Annotated in this window: 18 protein-coding genes and 1 pseudogene; 11 read left to right on the top strand and 8 right to left on the bottom strand. The window is 65.6% G+C overall.

Annotated features, from left to right (window positions below):
- Positions 1–202 precede the first annotated feature (202 nt).
- The 8 genes and pseudogenes from rimP (at position 203) to CCA01S_RS16020 (ending at position 9,476) form a co-directional block, all read left to right on the top strand.
- On the top strand, positions 203–673 hold the full coding sequence (gene rimP / locus CCA01S_RS07675; protein ID WP_066456562.1) for a ribosome maturation factor RimP: 471 nt from the start codon (positions 203–205) through the stop codon (positions 671–673).
- Positions 670–2,154: a transcription termination factor NusA gene (nusA, locus tag CCA01S_RS07670; protein WP_066456449.1), complete on the top strand. Its 1,485-nt coding sequence runs from the start codon at positions 670–672 to the stop codon at positions 2,152–2,154. Before rimP ends, nusA begins: the two co-directional genes overlap by 4 nt.
- Before the next feature lie 55 nt (positions 2,155–2,209).
- Positions 2,210–5,194: a translation initiation factor IF-2 gene (infB, locus tag CCA01S_RS07665; RefSeq protein WP_066456447.1), complete on the top strand. Its 2,985-nt coding sequence runs from the start codon at positions 2,210–2,212 to the stop codon at positions 5,192–5,194.
- Between the two features lie 17 nt (positions 5,195–5,211).
- Positions 5,212–5,622, top strand: a complete 411-nt coding sequence (gene rbfA, locus CCA01S_RS07660; RefSeq protein ID WP_066456444.1) for a 30S ribosome-binding factor RbfA — start codon at positions 5,212–5,214, stop codon at positions 5,620–5,622.
- A gap of 35 nt (positions 5,623–5,657) precedes the next feature.
- Entirely contained in the window at positions 5,658–6,413 is a 756-nt protein-coding gene (truB, locus tag CCA01S_RS07655) for a tRNA pseudouridine(55) synthase TruB (RefSeq protein WP_066456441.1), read from the top strand.
- On the top strand, positions 6,410–8,230 hold the full coding sequence (typA, locus tag CCA01S_RS07650; RefSeq protein WP_066456437.1) for a translational GTPase TypA: 1,821 nt from the start codon (positions 6,410–6,412) through the stop codon (positions 8,228–8,230). Before truB ends, typA begins: the two co-directional genes overlap by 4 nt.
- A gap of 190 nt (positions 8,231–8,420) precedes the next feature.
- Positions 8,421–9,041 (top strand): annotated as a pseudogene (locus tag CCA01S_RS07645) (YqiA/YcfP family alpha/beta fold hydrolase); the annotation flags it as partial.
- Positions 9,024–9,476: a GNAT family N-acetyltransferase gene (locus CCA01S_RS16020; RefSeq protein ID WP_258005674.1), complete on the top strand. Its 453-nt coding sequence runs from the start codon at positions 9,024–9,026 to the stop codon at positions 9,474–9,476. The pseudogene CCA01S_RS07645 and the gene CCA01S_RS16020, both read left to right, overlap by 18 nt.
- Positions 9,477–9,492: 16 nt before the next feature.
- Here the strand turns inward: CCA01S_RS16020 and CCA01S_RS07640 are convergent, their stop codons facing one another.
- From CCA01S_RS07640 to CCA01S_RS07620, 5 genes are all read right to left on the bottom strand, one after another.
- The gene (locus CCA01S_RS07640; RefSeq protein WP_066456435.1) at positions 9,493–10,260 is read right to left on the bottom strand and encodes an ABC transporter ATP-binding protein; all 768 of its coding nucleotides are present in this window, start codon (positions 10,258–10,260) and stop codon (positions 9,493–9,495) included.
- A gap of 4 nt (positions 10,261–10,264) precedes the next feature.
- Positions 10,265–10,975: a histidine ABC transporter permease HisM gene (hisM, locus tag CCA01S_RS07635; protein WP_066456433.1), complete on the bottom strand. Its 711-nt coding sequence runs from the start codon at positions 10,973–10,975 to the stop codon at positions 10,265–10,267.
- Complete coding sequence (locus CCA01S_RS07630) at positions 10,972–11,661, bottom strand: ABC transporter permease (RefSeq protein WP_066456431.1); 690 nt, start codon at positions 11,659–11,661, stop codon at positions 10,972–10,974. Before CCA01S_RS07630 ends, hisM begins: the two co-directional genes overlap by 4 nt.
- Before the next feature lie 142 nt (positions 11,662–11,803).
- Complete coding sequence (locus CCA01S_RS07625; protein WP_066456429.1) at positions 11,804–12,595, bottom strand: transporter substrate-binding domain-containing protein; 792 nt, start codon at positions 12,593–12,595, stop codon at positions 11,804–11,806.
- A 112-nt stretch (positions 12,596–12,707) separates the two neighbouring features.
- Complete coding sequence (locus tag CCA01S_RS07620) at positions 12,708–13,379, bottom strand: LOG family protein (protein ID WP_066456427.1); 672 nt, start codon at positions 13,377–13,379, stop codon at positions 12,708–12,710.
- Between CCA01S_RS07620 and polA the strand changes: the two genes are divergently transcribed.
- Entirely contained in the window at positions 13,378–16,107 is a 2,730-nt protein-coding gene (polA, locus tag CCA01S_RS07615; protein ID WP_066456424.1) for a DNA polymerase I, read from the top strand. The two genes, CCA01S_RS07620 and polA, sit on opposite strands and share 2 nt — an antisense overlap.
- A gap of 35 nt (positions 16,108–16,142) precedes the next feature.
- On the opposite strand, the gene CCA01S_RS07610 is transcribed toward polA, so the two are convergent.
- The gene (locus CCA01S_RS07610) at positions 16,143–17,801 is read right to left on the bottom strand and encodes a Na/Pi cotransporter family protein (RefSeq protein WP_066456419.1); all 1,659 of its coding nucleotides are present in this window, start codon (positions 17,799–17,801) and stop codon (positions 16,143–16,145) included.
- An 18-nt stretch (positions 17,802–17,819) separates the two neighbouring features.
- Positions 17,820–18,695, bottom strand: coding sequence for a protease HtpX (gene htpX / locus CCA01S_RS07605; RefSeq protein ID WP_066456416.1), 876 nt, complete (start codon positions 18,693–18,695; stop codon positions 17,820–17,822).
- 89 nt (positions 18,696–18,784) lie between these two features.
- Here htpX and CCA01S_RS07600 point away from each other — a divergent pair, with 89 nt between their 5' ends.
- Positions 18,785–19,717, top strand: a complete 933-nt coding sequence (locus CCA01S_RS07600; protein ID WP_084386595.1) for a DMT family transporter — start codon at positions 18,785–18,787, stop codon at positions 19,715–19,717.
- Positions 19,714–20,583 (top strand): sulfurtransferase, encoded by an 870-nt coding sequence (locus CCA01S_RS07595; protein WP_066456413.1) that lies wholly within the window; start codon positions 19,714–19,716, stop codon positions 20,581–20,583. The genes CCA01S_RS07600 and CCA01S_RS07595 overlap by 4 nt, the downstream gene beginning before the upstream one ends.
- 39 nt (positions 20,584–20,622) lie before the next feature.
- Here CCA01S_RS07595 and CCA01S_RS07590 read toward each other — a convergent pair whose 3' ends face one another.
- Positions 20,623–21,762: an aromatic ring-hydroxylating oxygenase subunit alpha gene (locus CCA01S_RS07590; RefSeq protein WP_066456411.1), complete on the bottom strand. Its 1,140-nt coding sequence runs from the start codon at positions 21,760–21,762 to the stop codon at positions 20,623–20,625.
- Positions 21,763–21,791 lie beyond the last annotated feature (29 nt).

Below are 21,791 nucleotides of genomic sequence, written 5' to 3'. Positions count from 1 at the left end.
TAAAACGGCGAAATGCTGTTATAATCTAAGGCTTTACAGCATATTGAATTGCTGTGACGACCGAAAGCTTGCGTGTGGCCAGATTCATGTTTGGGTCTTGGCAAACAAGTCACGCAGGCTTTTGGCGGTTCTTCGATACGCTTTCAGCAATCGTCTGAAAAGCAACAGAGGGCTGCGGGACAGCCCCTTTTTTTTGGATTTTATGGCAGATATCTTTACAGTCACCCAGCAAGCCTTGCTGGGTTTCGATGTTGAGCTGGTCGAGGTCGAGCGCGCGCCCCTCGGGGTCTTGCGCGTGTTCATCGATCGTCCCGGCGGGGTGCGCATCGAAGACTGTGAACAGGTCTCGCATCAGCTGTCCCACGCGTTCGAGGTCGAGAACATCGACTACAAGCGTCTCGAAGTCAGCTCGCCCGGGGTCGATCGGCCCTTGCGGCGCCTGGCCGATTATGTCCGGTTCGCCGGTCAGCGGGTCGAAATCCGCCTGCACGAGGCGGTCGATTCCCGCAAGGTCTTTACGGGCATCCTGCGGGTTGCCAATCCTGATGCGCCGGTGCTCAGTCTCGACTACGAAGATCAGTCGGGGCAGCAGCGGACGCTGCCGTTTTCTTTTGACGATGTGGACCGGGCACACCTGGATCCTGTTCTCGATTTCAAGGGTAAGAAGCGATGAGTCGCGAAATTCTTCTACTGGTAGACGCTCTGGCGCGCGAAAAAAACGTCGAACGCGAAGTGGTGTTCGGCGCGCTCGAAAGCGCGCTGGCTTCCGCGATGAAAAAGCGCTTCAAAGAAGACGTCGATATCCGCGTCGCCATCGACCGCCAGACGGGCGAGCACGAGGGCTTTCGCCGCTGGCTGGTCGTGCCCGACGAGGCCGGCCTGCAAGAACCCGACGCGCAAGAGCTTTATACCGATGCGCAAGACATCGTGCCGGGCATCGAAATCGGCGAGTACATCGAAGAGCCGCTCGAACCGGTCGAATTCGGTCGCATCGGCGCGCAGGCGGCCAAGCAGGCCATCCTGCAGAAAATCCGCGACGCCGAGCGCGAGCAAGTGCTCAACGACTTCCTCGACCGTGGCGAGACCATCGTGTCGGGCACGGTCAAGCGCCTCGACAAGGGCGACGCCATCATCGAAATCGGCAAGGTCGAGGCGCGCCTGCCGCGTGCCGAGATGATCCCCAAGGAAAACATCCGCTCGGGCGACCGCGTGCGCGCCTGGGTGCTCAAAGTCGATCACACGGCTCGCGGCCAGCAGGTCATCCTGTCGCGCACCGCGCCCGACTTCATCCGCGAGCTCTTCGAAAACGAAGTGCCCGAAATCGAACAGGGTCTGCTCGAAATCAAGGCTGCCGCGCGCGACCCCGGCGTGCGTGCCAAAATCGCCGTCGTGGCGTACGATAAGCGCATCGATCCCATCGGCACCTGCGTCGGCATGCGCGGCTCGCGCGTCACCGCCGTGCGCAACGAGCTGGGCGGCGAACAGGTCGATATCGTCCTGTGGGCCGACGACCCCGCCGAGTTCGTCATCGGCGCTCTAGCGCCTGCGCACGTCGAGTCCATTCTGGTGGACGAAGACAAGCACGCCATGGACGTGGTGGTGGATGAAGAAAACCTGCCCAAGGCCATCGGCGCGCGTGGCCAGAATGTGCGCCTCGCGTCCGAACTCACGGGCTGGCAGATCAACATCATGACGCCCGAAGAAAGCCAGAACCGCCAGGATGCCGAGCGTGCCGATCTGCGTCACACCTTCGTCACCAAGCTCGACGTCGATGAAGAAGTGGCCGACATCCTGATCGACGAAGGCTTCACCGGCCTGGAAGAAGTCGCTTACGTGCCCTTGCAAGAACTGCTCGACATCGAGGCCTTCGACGAGGAAACCGTCAACGAGTTGCGCACCCGCGCCCGCAACGCGTTGCTGACCGAGGCCATTGCCCAGGAAGAGCGTGTACAAACCGCGCGTGATCTGCTGGAAATCCAGGGGATGGATCCGGGGCTGGTCGCCAAGCTGGCGGAAAGCAACATCACCACCCTGGATGACCTGGCCGAATTGGCTGCCGACGAGCTGGCCGAGCTCACGGGGCTGTCTGAAGAAGACGCCAGCGCCATGATCATGCAGGCACGGGCCCACTGGTTCGAGGATGGCGCCGCCTGATCGCCGCGCAGCCCCCGTTCCATCCGCCCATCAACGTAGTCAAAGAGAGAGTCGAATGCCGAGTAACACCGTCGCCCAATTCGCCGAAGAACTGAACATGCCTGCCAACGTCCTGCTGGATCATTTCCGCTCGGCGGGTGTCCAGCTCGATTCGGTGAATGCCGGCGTGACAGAAGCCGACAAAAGCGCCTTGCTCGAGTCGCTGCGGCGCTCTCATGGCTCGGATTCGGGCAAGAAAGTGGTTCTCACCAGTCGCAAAACGTCCGAAATCCGCCAGGCGGACAGTTCCGGGCGTTCCAGAACCATCCAGGTCGAAGTGCGCAAGAAGCGGGTGCTGGTCAAGCGCGACCGCCCCGAGCTGCTCGATGCCGCGCGCGCCGAGGCTGCCCAGGTGGCGGCCGCTCAGCGGGCCAGTGCGGCGGCTCCGGCTGCGGCACCCGTCGCGCCTGTGCAAGAACCGCCTGTTGCGGCGGCACCCACGCCCGCGGTTGAAGTGCCCGCCGCTGCGGCTGTGGCACCGGAAGCACCCGTCAGCCCGTCGGCTGAAACCACGGCACCCGCCGCACCGCCGGCGCCCGTCGAAACGGCGGCTGCCACATCCGAAGCGATCCCCGCAGCAAGTGAATCCGCGCCGGTCGCCGACGCCGCGCCAGCTCCGGCTGCGCCGGAAGCCGTCGGCACACCTGACGTGGCTCAGCCCGCCGCTATTGCAGAAGTACCCCATACCGAAACCAAGCAGGAAATCGTGAGCGAAACCCCTGTCGTCGAGTCGCAGGCCAAATCCGCCAAGGCGTCCGCACCGTCCACTTCCCATCATGCCGGGGCTGCCCGGCCCGCCGCCGCGCGGCACGAGGCTCCGGCTTCTTCCTCGGCGGCCACGCCGGGCAAGGCGCGCCGCGCGCCCGCCGACTCCGACCGCGAGCGCGCGCGCCGCGCCGCCGAAGCCGAGGCCGCCGCCCTGCGCGAGATGATGCGCCAGCCGCGCAAGGTCTTGCGCGCGCCCGAACCCGAAGAGACCGCCGCCAAGACCTTGCACAAGCCCGCGGCCAAGAGCGGCGTCAAGAAAGAGGCCGAAGGCAAGAAAGTCATTAAGACAGCCGACGTGTCGTCCACGTGGTCCAACGACGGGCGCAAGAAGCCGTCCAAGGCCGACACGTTGTCGGCCGGTTCGGGCAAAGAGGCCTGGCGCGCCGGCGGCAAATCCGGCCGCGGCGGCAAGGGTGGCCGCAAGGGTGGGCGTCGTCAGGCGGATCACCACCATCAAGAGCAGCAGCCTGCCGAATTCATCGCCCGCGAGGTGCACGTGCCCGAGACCATCTCGGTGGCCGACCTCGCGCACAAGATGGCGGTGAAGGCGGCCGAGGTCATCAAGCACCTGATGAAGCTGGGCCAGATGGTCACCATCAATCAGATCCTGGATCAGGAAACGGCCATGATCGTGGTCGAAGAACTGGGCCACACGGCTATCGCCGCCAAGCTCGACGACCCCGAGGCCTTCCTGGCCGACGACACCGATGCGCCCGAAGCCGAGCTGCTGCCGCGCGCACCGGTGGTCACCGTCATGGGCCACGTCGATCACGGCAAGACCTCGCTGCTCGACTACATCCGTCGCACCAAGGTCGCCACGGGCGAAGCGGGCGGCATCACGCAGCACATCGGCGCCTACAGCGTGAAGACCAGCCGCGGCGTGGTGGCCTTCCTCGACACCCCGGGCCACGAGGCGTTCACCGCCATGCGGGCGCGCGGTGCCCAGGCCACCGACATCGTCATCCTGGTGGTGGCGGCCGACGACGGCGTCATGCCGCAAACGCGTGAGGCCATCCACCACGCCAAGGCGGCCAACGTGCCCCTGGTCGTGGCCATCAACAAGATCGACAAGCCAGAAGCCAACCCCGAGCGCGTCAAGCAAGAACTCGTGGCCGAAGAAGTCGTGCCCGAAGAATACGGCGGCGACGTGCCCTTCATCCCGGTGTCGGCCAAGACCGGGCAGGGCATCGACGAACTGCTCGAAAACGTGCTGCTGCAGGCCGAAATCCTCGAACTCAAGGCACCGGTCGATGCGCCCGCCAAGGGGATCGTCATCGAAGCCCGTCTCGACAAGGGGCGCGGCCCGGTGGCTACCATCCTGGTGCAAAGCGGCACCCTGCATCGCGGCGATGCCGTGCTGGCCGGGGCGGCGTTCGGCAAGGTGCGTGCCATGCTCAACGACACGGGCAAACCCACACAAGAAGCCGGGCCGTCCACGCCGGTCGAAATCCAGGGCCTCACCGAGGTGCCCGCCGCAGGCGACGAGGTACTGGTGCTGTCCGACGAGCGCAAGGCGCGCGAGATCGCGCTGTTCCGCCAGGGCAAGTTCCGCGACGTCAAGCTGGCGCGCCAGCAGGCCGCCAAGCTCGAGTCCATGTTCGACAACCTGGGCGAGGGCGTGCGCACGCTGCCGCTCATCGTCAAGACCGACGTGCAGGGTTCGCAAGAAGCCCTGGTGCAGTCGCTGCTCAAGCTCTCCACCGACGAGGTGCGGGTGCAGGTGGTGCACGCCGCGGTCGGCGGCATCTCCGAAAGCGACGTCAACCTGGCCATCGCCTCGGGCGCCGTCATCATCGGCTTCAACGTACGGGCCGACCAGTCGGCCAAGAAGCTGGCCGAGAACAACGAGATCGACCTGCGCTACTACAACATCATCTACGACGCCATCGACGACGTGAAGAACGCGCTGTCGGGCATGCTGGCCCCCGAGAAACGCGAAGAGGTCATCGGCATGGTCGAAATCCGCGAAATCTTCACGGTATCCAAAGTGGGCAATATCGCCGGCTGCATGGTGCTCGAAGGTCTGGTCAAGCGCGATTCGCAAGTGCGTCTGCTGCGCAACCACGTGGTGCACTGGACCGGCACGCTCGATTCCCTGCGTCGTTTCAAAGACGACGTCAAGGAAGTCAAGTCCGGCTTTGACTGCGGCATCACGCTCAAGGGCAACAACGACATCCAGATCGGCGACCAGCTCGAAGTCTTTGAAATCAAGGAAATCGCCCGCTCGCTGTAAGGGCGCGGCACGGAATCATGGGTCGTCATAAATCCAAACCAAACCCGGGCCGCAATACCCGCCTGGCCGACCAGATCCAACAGGATCTGGCCGGTCTGGTGCAACGCGAGCTCGACGTGGCGCGCGCCGGCCTGATCACGCTCACGGGCGTCGATCTGTCGGCGGACTACGCGCACGCCAAGGTGTATTTCACCGTGCTGGGGGCCGAACCCGGCACCGCGGCCCAGGCGCTCAACGACAAGGCCGGCTGGCTGCACTCGCAGCTCTTCAAGCTGCTGCACATCCATACGGTGCCCACTTTGCGCTTCGTGCACGACGTGCAGCTGGCGCGCGGCATCGAACTCACCCAACTCATCGATCGGGCCAACCGTCCCCAGGCGGGCGTGTCGGACATCCCCGAACTCGAAGACCCGGACGGCCAGCCCTGATCGGGCGGTCGTCACTCATCTCTACGGATTGAACGATGGCTTCCCGACGCGGGCAGTTGCTCGACGGTGTCCTGTTGCTGGACAAACCCGAGGGACTGTCCAGTAATCATGCGCTGCAGCGCGCCAAACGGACGGTCGATGCCCACAAGGCGGGGCATACCGGTACACTCGACCCTTTTGCCACGGGGCTGCTGATCTGCTGCTTCGGGCGCGCGACCAAAATTTCCGGCGCCATGCTCGAGGCCGACAAGGTCTATGAAGCCACGCTCACGTTTGGCGAGGAAACCGACAGCGGCGACCTCACCGGGCACATCGTGGCCCAGGCGCCCGCCGATTTCACCGGGGTGGACGCGGCGGCGCTGGAGGCGGCGCTGGCCGGGTTTCGCGGTGAGATCGAGCAGATTCCGCCCATGGTTTCGGCGCTGAAGCGCGACGGCAAGCCCTTGTACGAATATGCCCGCCAGGGCATCGAGCTTGAGCGCCCGCCTCGGCGGATCACCATCCACGCGCTCGACCTGCTGGCCTGCGAGGGCAGGACGGCGCGGTTGCGCGTGCATTGCAGCAAAGGCACGTACGTGCGCACGCTGGCGCAGGACATTGGCCGCCGCCTGGGGTGCCTGGCCCATCTGTCCGCTTTGCGGCGCACGCAGGTCGGGCCTTTTTCAATCGAGCAGGCCGTGGGGCTGGAAGCCCTGCAGTCCATGGCCGCGCCGCAAGCGGCGCTCATCCCATTACACGCCTTGCCGGACGGACTGCGTCCGGCAAGTGTTTCAATCGAGGAAAACCTATGAAGCGAGCTTTGCGCAACGTGGCCATCATTGCCCACGTGGACCATGGCAAGACCACTCTCGTCGACCAGCTGCTGCGGCAGTCCGGCACCTTCCGTGACAACCAGCAGGTGTCCGAACGGGTGATGGATTCCGGCGATATCGAGCGCGAGCGCGGCATCACGATTCTGGCCAAGAACTGCGCCGTCGAATACGAAGGCACGCACATCAACATCATCGATACCCCGGGCCACGCCGACTTCGGCGGCGAGGTCGAACGCGTGCTGTCGATGGTCGATGGCGTGCTGTTGCTGGTCGATGCCGTCGAAGGGCCGATGCCGCAGACCCGTTTCGTCACGCGCAAGGCGCTGGCGCTGGGCCTGAAGCCCATCGTGGTGGTCAACAAGGTGGATCGCCCCGGTGCGCGCCCCGACTACGTGGTCAATGCCACGTTCGACCTGTTCGACAAGCTGGGCGCCACTGAAGAACAGCTGGATTTCCCGGTGATCTACGCCTCGGGCCTGTCGGGCTACGCGGGGCTGACCGACGACGTGCGTTCGGGCACCATGCGCCCGCTGTTCGATGCCATCCTGCAATACGTGCCGCAGCGCGACGATGACGCCGAAGGCCCCCTGCAGCTGCAGATCATTTCACTGGACTACAGCAGCTACGTCGGCAAGATCGGCGTGGGCCGCATCAACCGGGGCCGCTTGCACGCGGGCCAGGACGTGGCCGTCAAGTTTGGCCCCGAGGGCGAGGCCTTCAAGGGCCGTGTGAACCAGGTGCTGAAGTTCCAGGGGCTGGATCGCGTGCTGGTGGATTCCGCCGAAGCGGGCGACATCGTGCTCATCAACGGCATCGAGGACATCGGCATCGGCTGCACGCTGATGGATCCGATGGTGCAGGAAGCCCTGCCCATGCTGCGCATCGACGAGCCCACTCTCACCATGAACTTCATGGTGAACACCTCGCCGCTGGCCGGGCGCGAGGGCAAGTACGTCACCAGCCGCCAGGTGCGCGATCGCCTGGATCGCGAGCTGAAGTCCAACGTGGCGCTGCGCGTCAACGACACCAGCGACGACACCGTGTTCGAGGTGTGCGGCCGGGGCGAACTGCACCTGACCATTCTGCTGGAAAACATGCGCCGCGAGGGCTACGAGCTGGCCGTCTCGCGTCCGCGCGTGATGTTCAAGGAAATCAACGGCGAACGCTGCGAGCCCTATGAGCTGCTGACGGTGGACGTGGAAGACACCCATCAGGGCGGCGTCATGGAAGAGCTGGGCCGCCGCAAGGGCGACCTGCAGGACATGCAGCCCGACGGCCGTGGCCGCACCCGGCTGGAGTACCGCATCCCGGCCCGTGGCCTGATCGGTTTCCAGAGCGAATTCATGACGCTCACGCGCGGCACGGGCCTCATGAGCCACATCTTCGACGACTACGCGCCGGTGCGCGAAGGCGGCGTGGGCGAACGGCGCAACGGTGTGCTGATCAGCCAGGACGACGGCACCGCCGTGGCCTATGCGCTGTGGAAGCTGCAAGAGCGCGGGCGCATGTTCGTGTCGCCGCAAGACCCGGTGTACGAAGGCATGATCATCGGCATCCACTCGCGCGACAACGATCTGGTGGTCAATCCCATCAAGGAAAAGAAACTCACCAACGTGCGTGCTTCCGGCAAGGATGAGCACATCGACCTGGTGCCGCCGATTCCGCTCAGCCTGGAGTACGCGGTCGAGTTCATTTCCGACGACGAGCTGGTCGAAGTCACGCCCAAGTCGATCCGCCTGCGCAAGCGCTACCTGAAAGAGCACGAGCGCCGCCGCAGCCTGCGCGACGCGGACTGAACGCGTGACGGCCTCGGCAGCACGGCCTCGGGCCGCTGAGCGCCGAGCCTGACGCCTCGTGGCTTCAGGCCATGGAACAAGCTCCCTGCGGCCTCGTGCTGACAGGGGGTTTCTTGCATATGGGGCCGCCGCGCCGCGGTTGCGCACATCCGCCCTTCGGTAGAATGGAGTCATCTTGATGGTGATGCGCATGATTCTCTACCTGCACGGCTTTCGTTCTTCCCCCGATTCGTTCAAATCCCGCCTGTTGGCCGCCGAGTTGGCCCGGCGCGGGCTGGCCGGGCAGTGGTGCTGCCCGCAGCTGCCCGCCAGCCCCGCGGCGGCGCTGCAGCTGGCGCTGAACCTCGCAGGGACGGGGTTGGGGCAAGAGAACGCAGCGTTGGCGCGGACAGATGCGGCGGCGTCGGCGGGCCGCGATGGCCTTGTCGTCATCGGTTCGTCGCTGGGCGGCTTTTACGCCACCTGGCTGGCCGAACGCCTGGGCTGCCGGGCCGTACTGCTCAACCCCGTGGTGCATGCGGCCCGCGATCTGGCGACGCAAGTGGGCTCGCACCGCACCTTTCATGGCGACGAGCCATTCGAATTCCTGCCCGAATACGTCGATGAGCTGGCCCGCGCCGAAGCCGACATCCGCCAGCTGACCCGGCCCGAGCGCTACTTGCTGCTGGCCGCCACGGGCGACGAAGTGCTCGACTGGCGCGAAATGCAGGCCCGCTTTGTTGGCAGCCACCAGCACATCATCCCCGGTAGCGACCACGGCTTGTCCGACTTTGCCCGCTGGCTGCCCGAGGTACTGGATTTCACCCTGGGCGGCGGTTCGGCTACCGCTTATCGTGTCGTCACCGGTGGTTGGGCCAGTCTGGGCGCCGAGGCCAGTCGTATCCGTCTGGAAGTCTTCGTCCAGGAACAGCAAGTGCCGCTGGAAGAAGAACTGGACCCCATGGATGCCCAGTGCCTGCACGCCATTGCCTATGATGCCGCTGGGCAGGCCGTGGGTACGGGCCGCCTGCTGCCCGATGGTCACATTGGCCGCATGGCCGTGCGTCAGCCCTGGCGTGGTGTGGGCGTCGGTTCTTTACTGCTCGTCGCTTTGGTGAATCTGGCCCGCCAGCGCGGCGATGCCGAGGTCGTCCTAGCCGCGCAGTTGCACGCCCGCCCCTTCTATGCCCGCCACGGCTTCGTAGAAGAAGGCGGCACCTTCATGGATGCGGGCATCGAGCATCGCCGGATGCGTTTGCGATTTTGACCCGGCGCGCAGGCGACTACTTCAGGTTACCCGACAGAAACTGCCGCAGCCGCGGGCTTTGGGGGTTGTCGAAGATATCGGCGGGCGCGCCGGTTTCCTCGGCCACCCCTTTGTGCAGGAACAATACGTGTGACGCCAGGTTGCGGGCAAAGCCCATTTCGTGCGTCACCACCAGCATGGTGCGGCCTTCTTCGGCCAGCTTTTGCATCACCTTGAGCACTTCACCCACCAGCTCGGGGTCGAGCGCGGAAGTGGGTTCGTCGAAGAGCATGACTTCGGGTTCCATGGCCAGGGCGCGGGCGATGGCCACGCGCTGCTGCTGGCCGCCCGACAGCGACGAGGGGTACTGGGTTTCGACGTTGGCGGGCAGGCCCACTTTGGCCAGGTAGTGGCGCGCGCGTTCGGCGGCCTCGGCGCGGCTGAGCTTGAGCACTTGCATGGGGGCTTCGATGACGTTGCCCAGCACGTTCATGTGCGCCCACAGGTTGAAGTGCTGGAACACCATGGCGAGCTTTGAGCGCAGGCGGCGCAGCTGGTCGAGGTCGGCGGCGTGCGGCTCGCCGTGCTTGTCATGCACGACCTTGAGCAGTTCGCCGTTGAGCGAGACCGAGCCCTGGTTGGGTTTTTCCAGAAAATTGATGCAGCGCAGAAAGGTCGATTTGCCCGAGCCGCTGGAGCCCAGGATGCAGATCACGTCGCCCGCGTTGGCCTGCAGCGAGACCCCCTTGAGGACTTCGTTGTCGCCGTAGCGCTTGTGAATGTTGAGTACGTCGAGTTTGGACATGGTGTTATCGGTGAGTGCCCAGATAGGCCAGCACGCGGTTTTCGTACCAGCGGAACAGCCCGATCAGCAGGAATGACAGGCACAGATAGAGCAGGGCGGCGATGCCGTACGAGGCAAAGGTCTGGTAGGTGGCCGAGTTGGCGTCGCGCGCCACCTTCAGGATATCAGGAACCGTGGCGGTGAAGGCCAGCGACGTGGCGTGCAGCATGAGGATGACCTCGTTGCTGTAGGCGGGCAGGGCGCGCCGCAAGGCCGAAGGCAGGATGATGCGCCGGTACAGTGAGAAGCGCGTCATGCCGTAGGCGCGGGCGGCCTCGATTTCGCCCGCGCTGGTGGCGCGGATGGCACCGGCGAAGATTTCGGTGGTGTAGGCGACGGTGTTGAGCGTCAGTGCCAGCACCAGGCAATTGAAGCCGTTCTGGAAAAAGGTGGCCAGGGTGGGCGTGTGCTTGACGAAATCCAGGCTGTAGATGCCCGCGTAGATGAACAAAATCTGCACATACAGCGGCGTGCCGCGAAAGACGTAGCCGAACGTCCAGAGCGGCACTGACAGCCAGCGCCGCGAGGACACCCGTGCCACCGCCAGGAAGATCGACAGGAAAAAGCCCATGCTGACGGACAGCACCAGCAACCACAGGGTGACGGCCATGCCCGAGAGGCTGCCGTTGGCGCTGTACAGGTACGCTTGCCAGAATTGTTCGAGGACGTCGATCATAGGGCCGCCTCGCGCACGCCGACGCTGTAGCGCTTGTCCAGCCAGTAGAGAATGCCGTTGGACACCGTGGTGAGGGCCAGGTAGATGAGGCCCGTGAGCGAGATGAACAGGAACACGCGGAAGGTGACGTTGCCCGCGTCCTGCGCCACCTTGACGAGGTCGGCCAGGCCGATGAGCGACACCAGGGCGGTAGATTTGAGCAGCACCTGCCAGTTGTTGCCAATGCCCGGCAGGGCGTGGCGCATCATCTGCGGAAACAGTACGCGGCGGAACACCTGAAATTCGCGCATGCCGTAGGCCGTGGCGGCTTCCATCTGGCCGTGCGGCACGGCCATGAAGGCGCCGCGGAAGGTTTCGGCGAAATAGGCGCCGTAGATGAAGCCCAGGGTGACCACGCCGGCTCCGAAGGGGTTGATGTCGATGGGGTCGATGCCCAGCAGGTCGGTGAATTCATTGAGGTAGATTTGCAGGCTGAAGAAAATCAGCAGCATCAGCACCAGGTCGGGCACCCCGCGGATGAGCGTGGTGTAGATCGTGGCCAGCAGCCGCGCCAGCCGCGAGCTGGACAGCTTGGCCCAGGCGCCCAGCAGGCCGAGCCCCACGGCAACCGCCAGGGACAGCAGTGCGAGCTGGATCGTGACCCAGGTTCCCGCCAGTATCAAGGGGCCATAGCCGTTTAGAAACATGGAATGCCAGATAGAGAAAAGGTGACCGCCCGAACGGGCGCGTGGCAAGGCACGTTCGGGCGGTCAGTGTCCCGCGCACCCGGCCCCCGCGTGTGGCGGCGGGCTGGCGGGCACTGAATGGTGCGGGCCGGAGCCTGCCGGTTTATTGCGCGGGAAACTCGATGAGGCCGCTGGCAAAGTATTTCTTCGCGAAGCCCTGGATGGTGCCGTCGGCCAGCATGGCCTTGAGGTTCTTGTTGACCTCGGTTTCGAGCTTGGTGTTGCCCTTGCGCATGCCCATGGCGATGGGTTCGTTGAGGATCGGGTCTTTGAGCGTCATGGCGGCCAGCTCGTAGTTGGCGCCTTCGGGCTTGTTGAGGAAGCCGTCAACCGCGCTCTGGGCCTCTTGGAACGTGGCGTCCAGGCGGCCGGCGGTCACGTCCACGTAGGCATTGGTGTAGCTGGGGTAGGAAATGACCTCGACCCCTTTCGGCGCCCAGAATTTGCGGGCGTAGGTTTCCATGGTGGTGCCTTGCTGCACGCCGACGCGCTTGCCCTTGAGGGATTCGGGCGTGGGTTCGAGGCCGCTGCCTTTCTTGACCATCAACTTGACGGGCACGATGAAGATGGGCGTGGAGAAGTCGATGACCTTCTTGCGCGCTTCGGTGGCCGTCATGGTGGAGTTGGCGATGTCGAACTTGCGTGCCTGCAGGCCCGGGATGAGGCTGTCGAACGACTGGTCGATCCAGACGCACTTGCGCTGCATGCGTTTGCACAGCTCGTTGCCGATGTCGATGTCAAAGCCTTCGAGCTGGCCATTGGGATTGCGGTATTCGAAGGGGGGGTAGCCGGCTTCGGTGGCGATCTTCAGCTCTTGTGTGTCGGCGGCGGAACTGACGGCGGGGATGAGCCCGGCTGCAACCAGCAAAGCGGCGCCCAACAGGGTGGTTTTCATCGAGTGGTCTCCTGTGAAACCGGGTTGCAAGGCATGCCTCCCGGTGGTAACAAGGCGTGATGTTAACTCAGGTGGCCGATGCGGTGCATCAAGCATTACCCGTAGAACCGCCTTATTCGGGCAGTGCCGGTTCGCGGCTGGGCTCGATCTGCACGGCTTCTTGAATGAGACGGATGATCTCGTCCATGTCGTCGGTGACGGTGATGAGATCGACGTCGAAGGGGCTGACCGTGCCGTGCGTGACCAATTGGTCGCGCACCCAGTCGATGAGGCCCGACCAGAACGTGGTGCCCACCAGAATGATGGGGGCGGGGGGCTGCTTCATGGTCTGCACCAGCGTGATGGCCTCGAAGAGTTCGTCGAGCGTGCCGAAGCCGCCGGGCAGCACCACATACGCCAGGCTGTGCATGAAAAACGATGCCTTGCGCGAATTGAAGTATTCAAAGTGCAGGCTGTCGGTTTGATAGGGGTTGTTGGTGGTCTCGCGCGGCAGCCGGATGTTGAGCCCGACGCTGCGCCCGCCCGCCTCGAAGGCGCCGCGGTTGGCGGCTTCCATCAGGCCCGGGCCACCGCCGGCGATGACGGGCACGCCCAGCTGCGCGATGCGCCCGCCCAGTTCTTGGCCCAGTTCGTAGAAGGGGTGCCCGCGGGGGATGCGGGCACTGCCGAAGATGCTCACGCCCAGGCCGATTTTCTGAAAAGCCACGGCGGCGGCGCGCATCTCTGCAATAATTGTGGGAATCTGTTGTTCTGCCGAGACCCGTTTCGTTTTGTTGTCTGTCATGAAAAAAACCTTGTTGCTTGTGGATGGGTCCAGTTATCTGTACCGCGCCTATCATGCGATGCCCGATCTGCGCAACGCGCGCGGCGAGCCCACCGGGGCTCTGTATGGCGTCATCTCCATGTTACGGAGGCTGATGCTCGATTACAAGGACGCGGCGCAGTACGGTGCCTGCGTCTTCGATGCCCCTGGCGGCTCGTTTCGCGAGCAGCTCTACCCGCAGTACAAGGCCAACCGGCCTTCGATGCCCGACGACATGCGCGTACAGATCGCCCCCATACACGAGGCGGCGGCCGCGCTGGGCTGGACGGTCATCTGCACCCCGGGGGTCGAGGCGGACGACGTCATCGGCACCCTGGCGAGCCAGGCGGCAAAAGAGGGCTTTTATACCATTATTTCCACGGGCGACAAGGATCTCGCCCAGCTGGTCAACGACCAGGTCGAGCTCATCAACACCATGACGGGCGACCGGCAAGACCCGGACGGTGTGGTGCGCAAGTTTGGCGTGCCGCCCGAGCGCATCGTCGAATACCTGATGCTGATGGGCGATGCGGTCGATAATGTGCCGGGCGTGGTCAAGGTGGGGCCCAAGACGGCGGCCAAGTGGCTCAACGAATACGGCAGCATCGATGCCCTGATCGCGCAGGCCGGGCAGCTCAAGGGCGTGGCCGGGGCCAACCTGCGCGCCGCCATCCCCAATTTTCCGCTCACCCGCGAGCTGCTCACGATCAAGCTCGATTGCGACCTGCCTCCCGAACATGCGGTGTGCGCCCTGAAACTGCACGCGCCCGACACGCAGACCCTGCACCGCCTGTACGACGATTACGGGTTTCGCACCTGGCTGCGCGAACTCACCGGCAATCCCGACAGCGTCCCCGAGCAGGATGCGCGCTCCGCGGCGGCCCGTCATCAGGTGCCCGAGGCCCCTGCGGCGGTCGAATACGAAGCGGTGCTCGACAAGGCCGGTTTTGCGCGCTGGATGGAAAAAATCCGCGCCGCCGAACTGGTGGCCCTGGATACCGAAACCACCAGCCTGGACCCCATGGAAGCCCGGATGGTGGGCTTTTCCGTCTCGGTCGAACCGGGGCGTGCCGCCTACGTTCCCGTGGGGCACCGGGCGCCGGGCACGCCCGAGCAGCTGGATCGCGCCTGGGTGCTCGAACAGCTGCGCCCCTGGATCGAAGACCCGGCGGCACCCAAGCTGCTGCACCACGCCAAGTACGACACCCACGTCTTCGCCAACGAGGGCCTGGCGCTGCGAGGCGTGCAGCACGACACCATGCTGCAGGCCTACGTGCTGCAGTCGCACCGGCGCGTCAATCTGCAAGACCTCTGCATCCAGTGGCTGGGCGTCACCGGCACCACCTACGAAGAACTGTGCGGCAAGGGCGCCAAGCAGATCGGCTTCGACGAGGTCGATCTCGACACCGCTGCGCATTATGCCGCCGAAGACGCCGACTTCACCTTGCGCCTGCATCAGGTGCTCTTGCCCAAGGTGCTGGCCGAGCCCGGCCTGAAGCGCACCTACGAACTCGAAATCCAGACGTCCGCGGTGCTGGCGCGCGTCGAGCGCAATGGTGTGGCCATCGATGCCCAGGTGCTGGCGCGGCAAAGCCACGAGCTGGGCCAGCAGATGATCGACCTCGAAGCGCAGGCCTATGCGCTGGCCGGCCAGCCCTTCAATCTCAATTCGCCCAAGCAGCTGGGCGAGATCCTGTTTGGACAGATGCAACTGCCGGTGGTGCGCAAGACGGCCAGCGGCGCGCCTTCCACCGATGAAGAAGTGCTCACGCGCCTGGCCGCCGACTATCCGCTGCCGCGCCTGCTGCTCGACTACCGCGGCATCGCCAAGCTCAAGTCCACCTACACCGACAAGCTGCCGCGCATGATCAACCCGCGCACGGGCCGGGTGCACACCCGCTACGCGCAGGCCGCCGTCATCACCGGGCGCCTGGCTTCGTCCGACCCTAATCTGCAGAACATCCCCGTGCGCACCGCCGAAGGGCGGCGGGTACGCGCGGCCTTCGTGTCCAGCCTGGGCAGCGTGCTGTCGGCCGACTACTCGCAAATCGAACTACGGGTCATGGCGCACGTCTCCGAAGACGCCAATCTGCGGCGCGCCTTTGCCGAGGGCCAGGACATTCACCGGGCGACGGCCGCCGAGGTCTTTGGCATCGCGCCCGACCAGGTCGATGCCGAACATCGGCGCGCGGCCAAAGCCATCAATTTCGGTCTCATCTACGGCATGGGCGAGTTCGGCCTGGCATCCAACCTGGGCATCACCCGGGCGGCGGCCAAGTCGTACATCGACCGCTATTTCATGCGCTATCCGGGCGTGGCCGACTACATGGATCGCATCCGCAAGCAGGCGCGCGAACAGGGCTACGTCGAAACCGTCTTTGGCCGCCGCCTGTATTTTCCCGAGCTTTCCGGGGCCAAGGGGCCGCGCGCCGCGGCCGCCGAACGGGCAGCCATCAATGCGCCCATGCAGGGCACCGCCGCCGACCTCATCAAGATGGCCATGGTGGCCGTGCAAGACTGGCTGTCAGGCCAGCGCTTGCGCAGCCTGATGGTCATGCAGGTGCACGACGAGCTGGTGTTCGACGTGGCGCCCGACGAGGTCGAGCAGCTGCGTGCGCAGGTTCCCCGGCTGATGGCGGGGGTGGCGCAGCTGGCCGTGCCGCTGATCGCCGAAGTAGGCGTGGGCCCCGACTGGGGAGCGGCGCACTAGCCGGGGGCGGGGCGCCGCCGACCGGCGCCCTGGGCTCAGTCGGCCTCGCGCAGCCGGTTGGGCAGCAGCTCGCCGTAGCGGGCCAGGATCGGGTAGGCCGAGGCGTTGACCAGATAGGCGTTCACGCCGCCCGCGTCGCGCAGCACCTCGAGATAGAAGGCACCGACGTCGGCGGCTTCGATGCGGCCGATCTTGATGCGCTGCAGGTGGCGGTCGGCCGCCTTGGCTTCGAGGTCGCGGAAATACTCTTTTTCGAAGGCCAGGCTGCGCGCCACCTGGCGGTCGCTCGAGACGAACAGCGCTGAGGCCTGGCGCAGGTTGCGCTGCAGGCGTTCGAGCGTTTCTTTGAGTTCGGCCTGCTGCTCCGCGTCGAGCGCCCAGTGTTTCTTGTTCAGGCGGCTGGCGTGCCCCAGCAGCCCCATGCCCGAGACGCTGGCGGCGTGGGCGATATTCATGGAAAAGGTGAGGATGGTTTTCAGGTACTGCTCGTCTTCCGGGCTCAGGCTTTCCTGGTCCTGGGTGGCCAGGTAGGCGGTGATGGCCTGGTCGAGCTGGCCGATGGCCCCGTTCAGGTAGCGCGCCCGTCCGATGGCATTGTTGTCGCCCTGCAGCAGGGCGCGCTGGGTCAGCTGCAGCGATTCGCGCAGCAGGTCGGTCAGGCGCAGCGCCTCGCGCGCCGCCTGACCCAGGGCCACGGCGGGCACCTCGCGGGCGGATTCATCCAGGTAGCGGGGGCGTGCCGGGTCGTCCGGGTTGATGCGCTGCGGCAGGAAACGTTGCAGCAGGTGGGCGTAGGGCGACAGAATCGGCATGAAGCAGGCGGCGATCACCAGATTGAAAACCAGGTGAAAGTTGGCCACGCCGTGCGCCGGGTCGCGGCCCAGGACGTTCATGATGTCGTGGGCCCAGGGCAGCAGCGCCATGCCCAGCAGGCAGCCGGCGATGCGCGTGCCCAGGTTGCCCATGGGCAGGCGCCGTGAGGCCGGGTTGTCGTCCTGGCCGCTTTCAAGCACCGGGTTGACGGCTGTGCCCAGGTTGGCCCCCAGCACCAGGGTGTAGGCCAGTTCGGGGCTGGCCAGGCCGTGGTGGGCCAGCGACATGATGAGCACGACGACCGCCACGCTGGAATGCGAGGCCCAGGTAAGGGCCGTGCTGGCGAGCAGGGCCAGCAGGGGCGCGTCGCCCAGTGCGTCGAGCGCCGTACCCAGCATGGGGGCGGTTTTCAGCGGCTCGAAGATGGTGACCAGTTCGTGCAGCGACAGCAGCAGCAGGCCCAGGCCGATGAAGGCGCGCCCAAGGTCGCGCACGCGGCCGGGCGCATAGTGGCGAAACATCCAGACCCCCACTAGCACCAGGCCGGGGGCGAGCGCCGTCGGATTGAAGGACAGCGCCTGCACGATGAGCGTGGTGCCGACGTTGGCCCCCAGCATGGCCGACAGGCCCGGCACCAGGGGCACCAGGCCGTCCATGGCGAAGCCGGCGATCATCAGGCCGGTGGCCGTGCTGCTTTGAATGGCCGCCGTGATCACCAGGCCGGTGCCGAAGGCCCGCGGCAGCGAGCCCATGGCGCGGCCCAGCCAGAGCCCCAGCGCCTTGCCGAAGGCGCGCTGCACGCCGGTCTGCACCATGTGCACGCCCCACAGCAGCAGGGCGATGAAACCGCTGAAGGCGACGATGACCTGGAATTCGCGCATGGCAGGCTGACCCCGGCCTTACGCTTGCAGGCGGCGCAGGGCCTCGATGCGCTGTTCGATGGGCGGGTGCGAGGCGAAGAGGGCGCCCAGGGCGCCGCCCGTGATGCCCGCGGCCTGGAACGACTTGGGCAGTTCGCCCGCCTCGACCCCGCCCAGGCGGGCGAGGGCGCGGATCATGGGTTCGCGTCCGCCCAGCAGATGGGCCGAGCCCGCGTCGGCGCGGTATTCGCGCAGGCGGGAGAACCAGGCCACGATGATGGAGGCCACGACGCCGAAGAGGATTTCGCACACCAGCACGCTGGCGTAGTAGCCCATGCCCACCCCGCGCTCGTTCTTGAGGATGGCGCGGTCGATGAAGTAGCCCACCAGGCGCGAGAGAAAGACCACGAAGGTGTTGACCACGCCCTGGATGAGGGTGAGCGTGACCATGTCGCCGTTGGCGATGTGCGAGACCTCGTGCCCGAGCACTGCCGTGACTTCTTCTTCGGTCATGGAGGACAGCAGGCCGGTGGACACCGCCACCAGCGAGTCGTTGCGAAAGGCCCCGGTGGCAAAGGCGTTGGGTGCGCCTTCGTAGATGGCCACTTCGGGGCGGCCAATGCCGGCGCGGTCGGCCAGCTGATGCACGGTGTCCACCAGCCAGGCTTCGCGCGGGTTGCGCGGCGCCTGCGGGTCGATCACCTGGGCGCCGGTGCTGGTCTTGGCCATCCATTTGCTCATCAGCAAAGAGATGAACGCGCCGCCAAAACCGATGAAGGCGGCGAAGATCAGCAATTGGGCGGGGTTGATGCCGTTGGCGGTGAGATAACGGCCAACGCCCAATAGGTTCATGGTGATGCTGAGAACCAGCATCACGGCCAGGTTGGTCGCCAGAAACAGGACGATGCGTTTCATGTGAAAGACTGCTCCGCGAGTGGGGATGTGACGAGCCCAAAGTGTATAGTATCGGCTTCTTGAATGGTTCTCTGTCGTGGTGCCGGACAATGCAGTCTTTGTGGATGTTGTTGGCGTGTGCGATGTTCGCCATGATGGGGGCCTTCGTCAAAGTGGCGGCCGATCTGGGCGCCACGCTGCCCGAGATCGTGCTGTTTCGGGGGGTGCCCTCGGTGCTGCTGCTGTTTTTCTGGGCCCGCTCCACGCGCCGTACCATCCGCCCGTCCAGCTGGCGGCTGCATATCTGGCGCAACGTCAGCGGCATCACTTCCATGTGGTTGGGCTTTTATGCGCTGTCGCACCTGCCCTTGCCCACGGCCACCAGCCTCAACTACACCGCGCCGCTGTTCATCGCTGGCTGGCTGCTGTTTTTCGGCGGCGCCCAGCGCGACCCCGTGCGCGTGCTGGCCGTGGTGGCGGGCTTTCTCGGGGTGCTGGGCATCTTGCGCCCCAGCATCGAGCACGATCAGTGGCTGGCCGCCTTGCTGGGCCTGGGGGCGGGCGGCATGGCGGGCATCGCCATGATGCAGATTCGCCAGCTGGGCCAGATCGGCGAGCCCGAGTGGCGCACGGTGCTGCTGTTTTCCGTCGGGGTGTGCCTCACCGGGATCGGCGGCATCGCCATCCAGGGCTGGCACACGTCCAACCCCCTGGCCCTGCTGGCCCTGACCGGCCTGGGCCTGGCCGGGCTGGTGGGACAGCTCACCATGACGCGCGCCTTTGGCCTGGGGTCAACCCTGTTGACGGCGGCCCTGCAGTACACCACCATCATCTTTGCCGCCTTCATCGGTATCGTGTTCTGGAACGACCGCCTGGCGCCGCTGGCGTGGGCGGGCATCGCGCTCATCATCGGTTCGGGCCTCTTGTCCATCTGGCGCACATATACCGAGTCCCGCGCCTTGCAGGGGGCTGACGCGCCCGCCGTCGGCGCGCCCCAGGACGCCCCCCTTTCTCAGCCAACCCAGGAGGTCCATTCATCATGAGCGACTTATTGATTCAAGCCGAGGCCTTGCGCGCGCGCCTGACCCGACCGGGCTGCCTGGTCTTCGACGTGCGCCACCAGCTATCCGATCACCAGGCCGGGCGCCGGGCCTACGAGGCGGGGCACATTCCGGGGGCGCTCTTTCTGGATCACGAGACGCAGCTCAGCGCGCCCCGCACGGGGCACAACGGCCGCCACCCCTTGCCCGACCGCGCCGAGTTCGTCGCGCTGCTGCGGGCGCAGGGGCTGACGGCGCGTTCCGAGGTCGTGGTCTACGATGCCGACAACAGCATGTTCGCCGCCCACTTGTGGTGGATGCTGCGCTGGGTCGGCCACGAGGCCGTCTCGGTGCTGGACGGCGGCTGGGCGGCCTGGCAGGCCAGCGGCGGGGCGGTCGAGACCGGCACCCGCACCGCCTCGGTCAGCGAGGCGCAGGCCGTGCAAAGCCTGGGGCTGTCGGGCAAGCCATCCATGCCGGTGGTCGATGCGCGCGCCGTGCTGGCCAATCTCGACGAGCCGCGGTTCACCGTGGTGGACGCCCGCGGGCCCGACCGCTTCAGCGGCGCGGTTGAGCCCATGGACCCCGTCGCGGGGCACATTCCCGGGGCCATCAACCGGCCCTTCGCCCTCAACGTGCTGGCTGATGGCCACTTCAAGCCGTCGGCCCAGCTGCGCCAGGAATTCGAATCGCTGTTGGGCGAGCGGCTCGACCACGGCATCGTGCACCAGTGCGGCTCGGGCATCACGGCCTGCCACAACGTGTTTGCCATGGAACTCGCCGGTTTGCGCGGTTCGGCCCTGTATCCCGGCTCATGGAGCGAATGGTGCAGCGACGCCAGCCGCCCCGTGGCCAAGGGCAATGCCTGACCCAGCCCACGGGCCCGGCCTGTGAGCCGGGCCAGAGAATCAGGCCTCGCTGCCCATCATGCGCCGATACCAGGCGTGGAAGTGCGCCATGCCGTCTTCCAGCGGGCTCTGATAGGGGCCGCATTCGCTGGTGCCGCGCGCCAGCAGGGCGCGGCGCCCGGCGTCCATGCGCTCGCCGATCTCGTCGTCTTCGATGGCGGTCTCCAGGTAGGCCGCCCGGTGCGCCTCGATGAAGTCGCGCTCGAAGGCGACGATTTCCTCGGGATAGTAGAACTCGATGACGTTGACCGTTTCTTGCGGGCTGACCGGGTGCAGGGTGGAGAGCACCAGCACGTGCGGGTAGAGCTCGATCATGTGGGTGGGGAAATACGTCACCCAGATGGCGCCGAAGTCGGGGGCCGTGCCCGAGCGGTATTGCAGCAGGCGGTCGTGCCACTGGCGGTAGACGTCGGTGCCGGGCTGGCCCAGCGCCTGGTTCACGCCCACGCGCTGCATGCTGTGGAAGTCGCCGAACTCCCAGCTCAGGTCGTCGCAGGTGACGAACTGCCCCAGGCCCGGGTGAAACGGCCCCACGTGATAGTCTTCCAGGTAGATCTCGATGAAGGTCTTCCAGTTGTAGTGGCACGGATGCACTTCGACGTGATCGAGCTGGTAGTTGGAGAAATCGAATTCGGGCCGCTCAAAGAGCGCGCCCAGGTCTTGCCGCACGTCGCGCGCACCCTCAAAGAGCAGGCCGTGAAGGTGCTGCAGGGGAAACTCCTGCAGCGCCAGTTCGGGCTTTTCAGGAAAGAGCGGGGCGTCCAGCAGCTGGCCCTGGGGGCTGTAGCTCCAGTGGTGCACCGGGCACAGGATGCGCCCGCCCGTCTGGCACAGGTTGCCCGCGGCGCAGGCCGTGTCGCGGCCATTCTGGCTGCCCAGCATCAGCGCCTGGCGGTGGCGGCAGACATTGGACAGCAGGCGGATGTCGTGGCGGTCGCGCAGCAAGACCCGGCCGCCGTTTTCGTGGGTGAGCGTGCGCCAGTCGCCGGGCTGGGGCACCATGTGCTCGTGGCCGACGTAGCGGGTACTGTGAGCGAAGATCCGGCGGCGTTCCTCCGCCAGGACAGCGTCGTCAAAGTACTGGTGTACGGGCAGCTGGCTGGCCAGATCCGCAGTGAAAAGGGTGCTTGGGTGGTTCATGGTTCCCCCGCAGAGAGTTCGAGGCGGGC

It is taken from the genome of Castellaniella caeni NBRC 101664 (assembly GCF_001592225.1).
Lineage (GTDB): Bacteria > Pseudomonadota > Gammaproteobacteria > Burkholderiales > Burkholderiaceae_B > Castellaniella > Castellaniella caeni.
The sequence above is the reverse complement of the archived record's forward strand: the minus strand, read 5'-3'. Positions and strand labels throughout refer to the sequence as shown.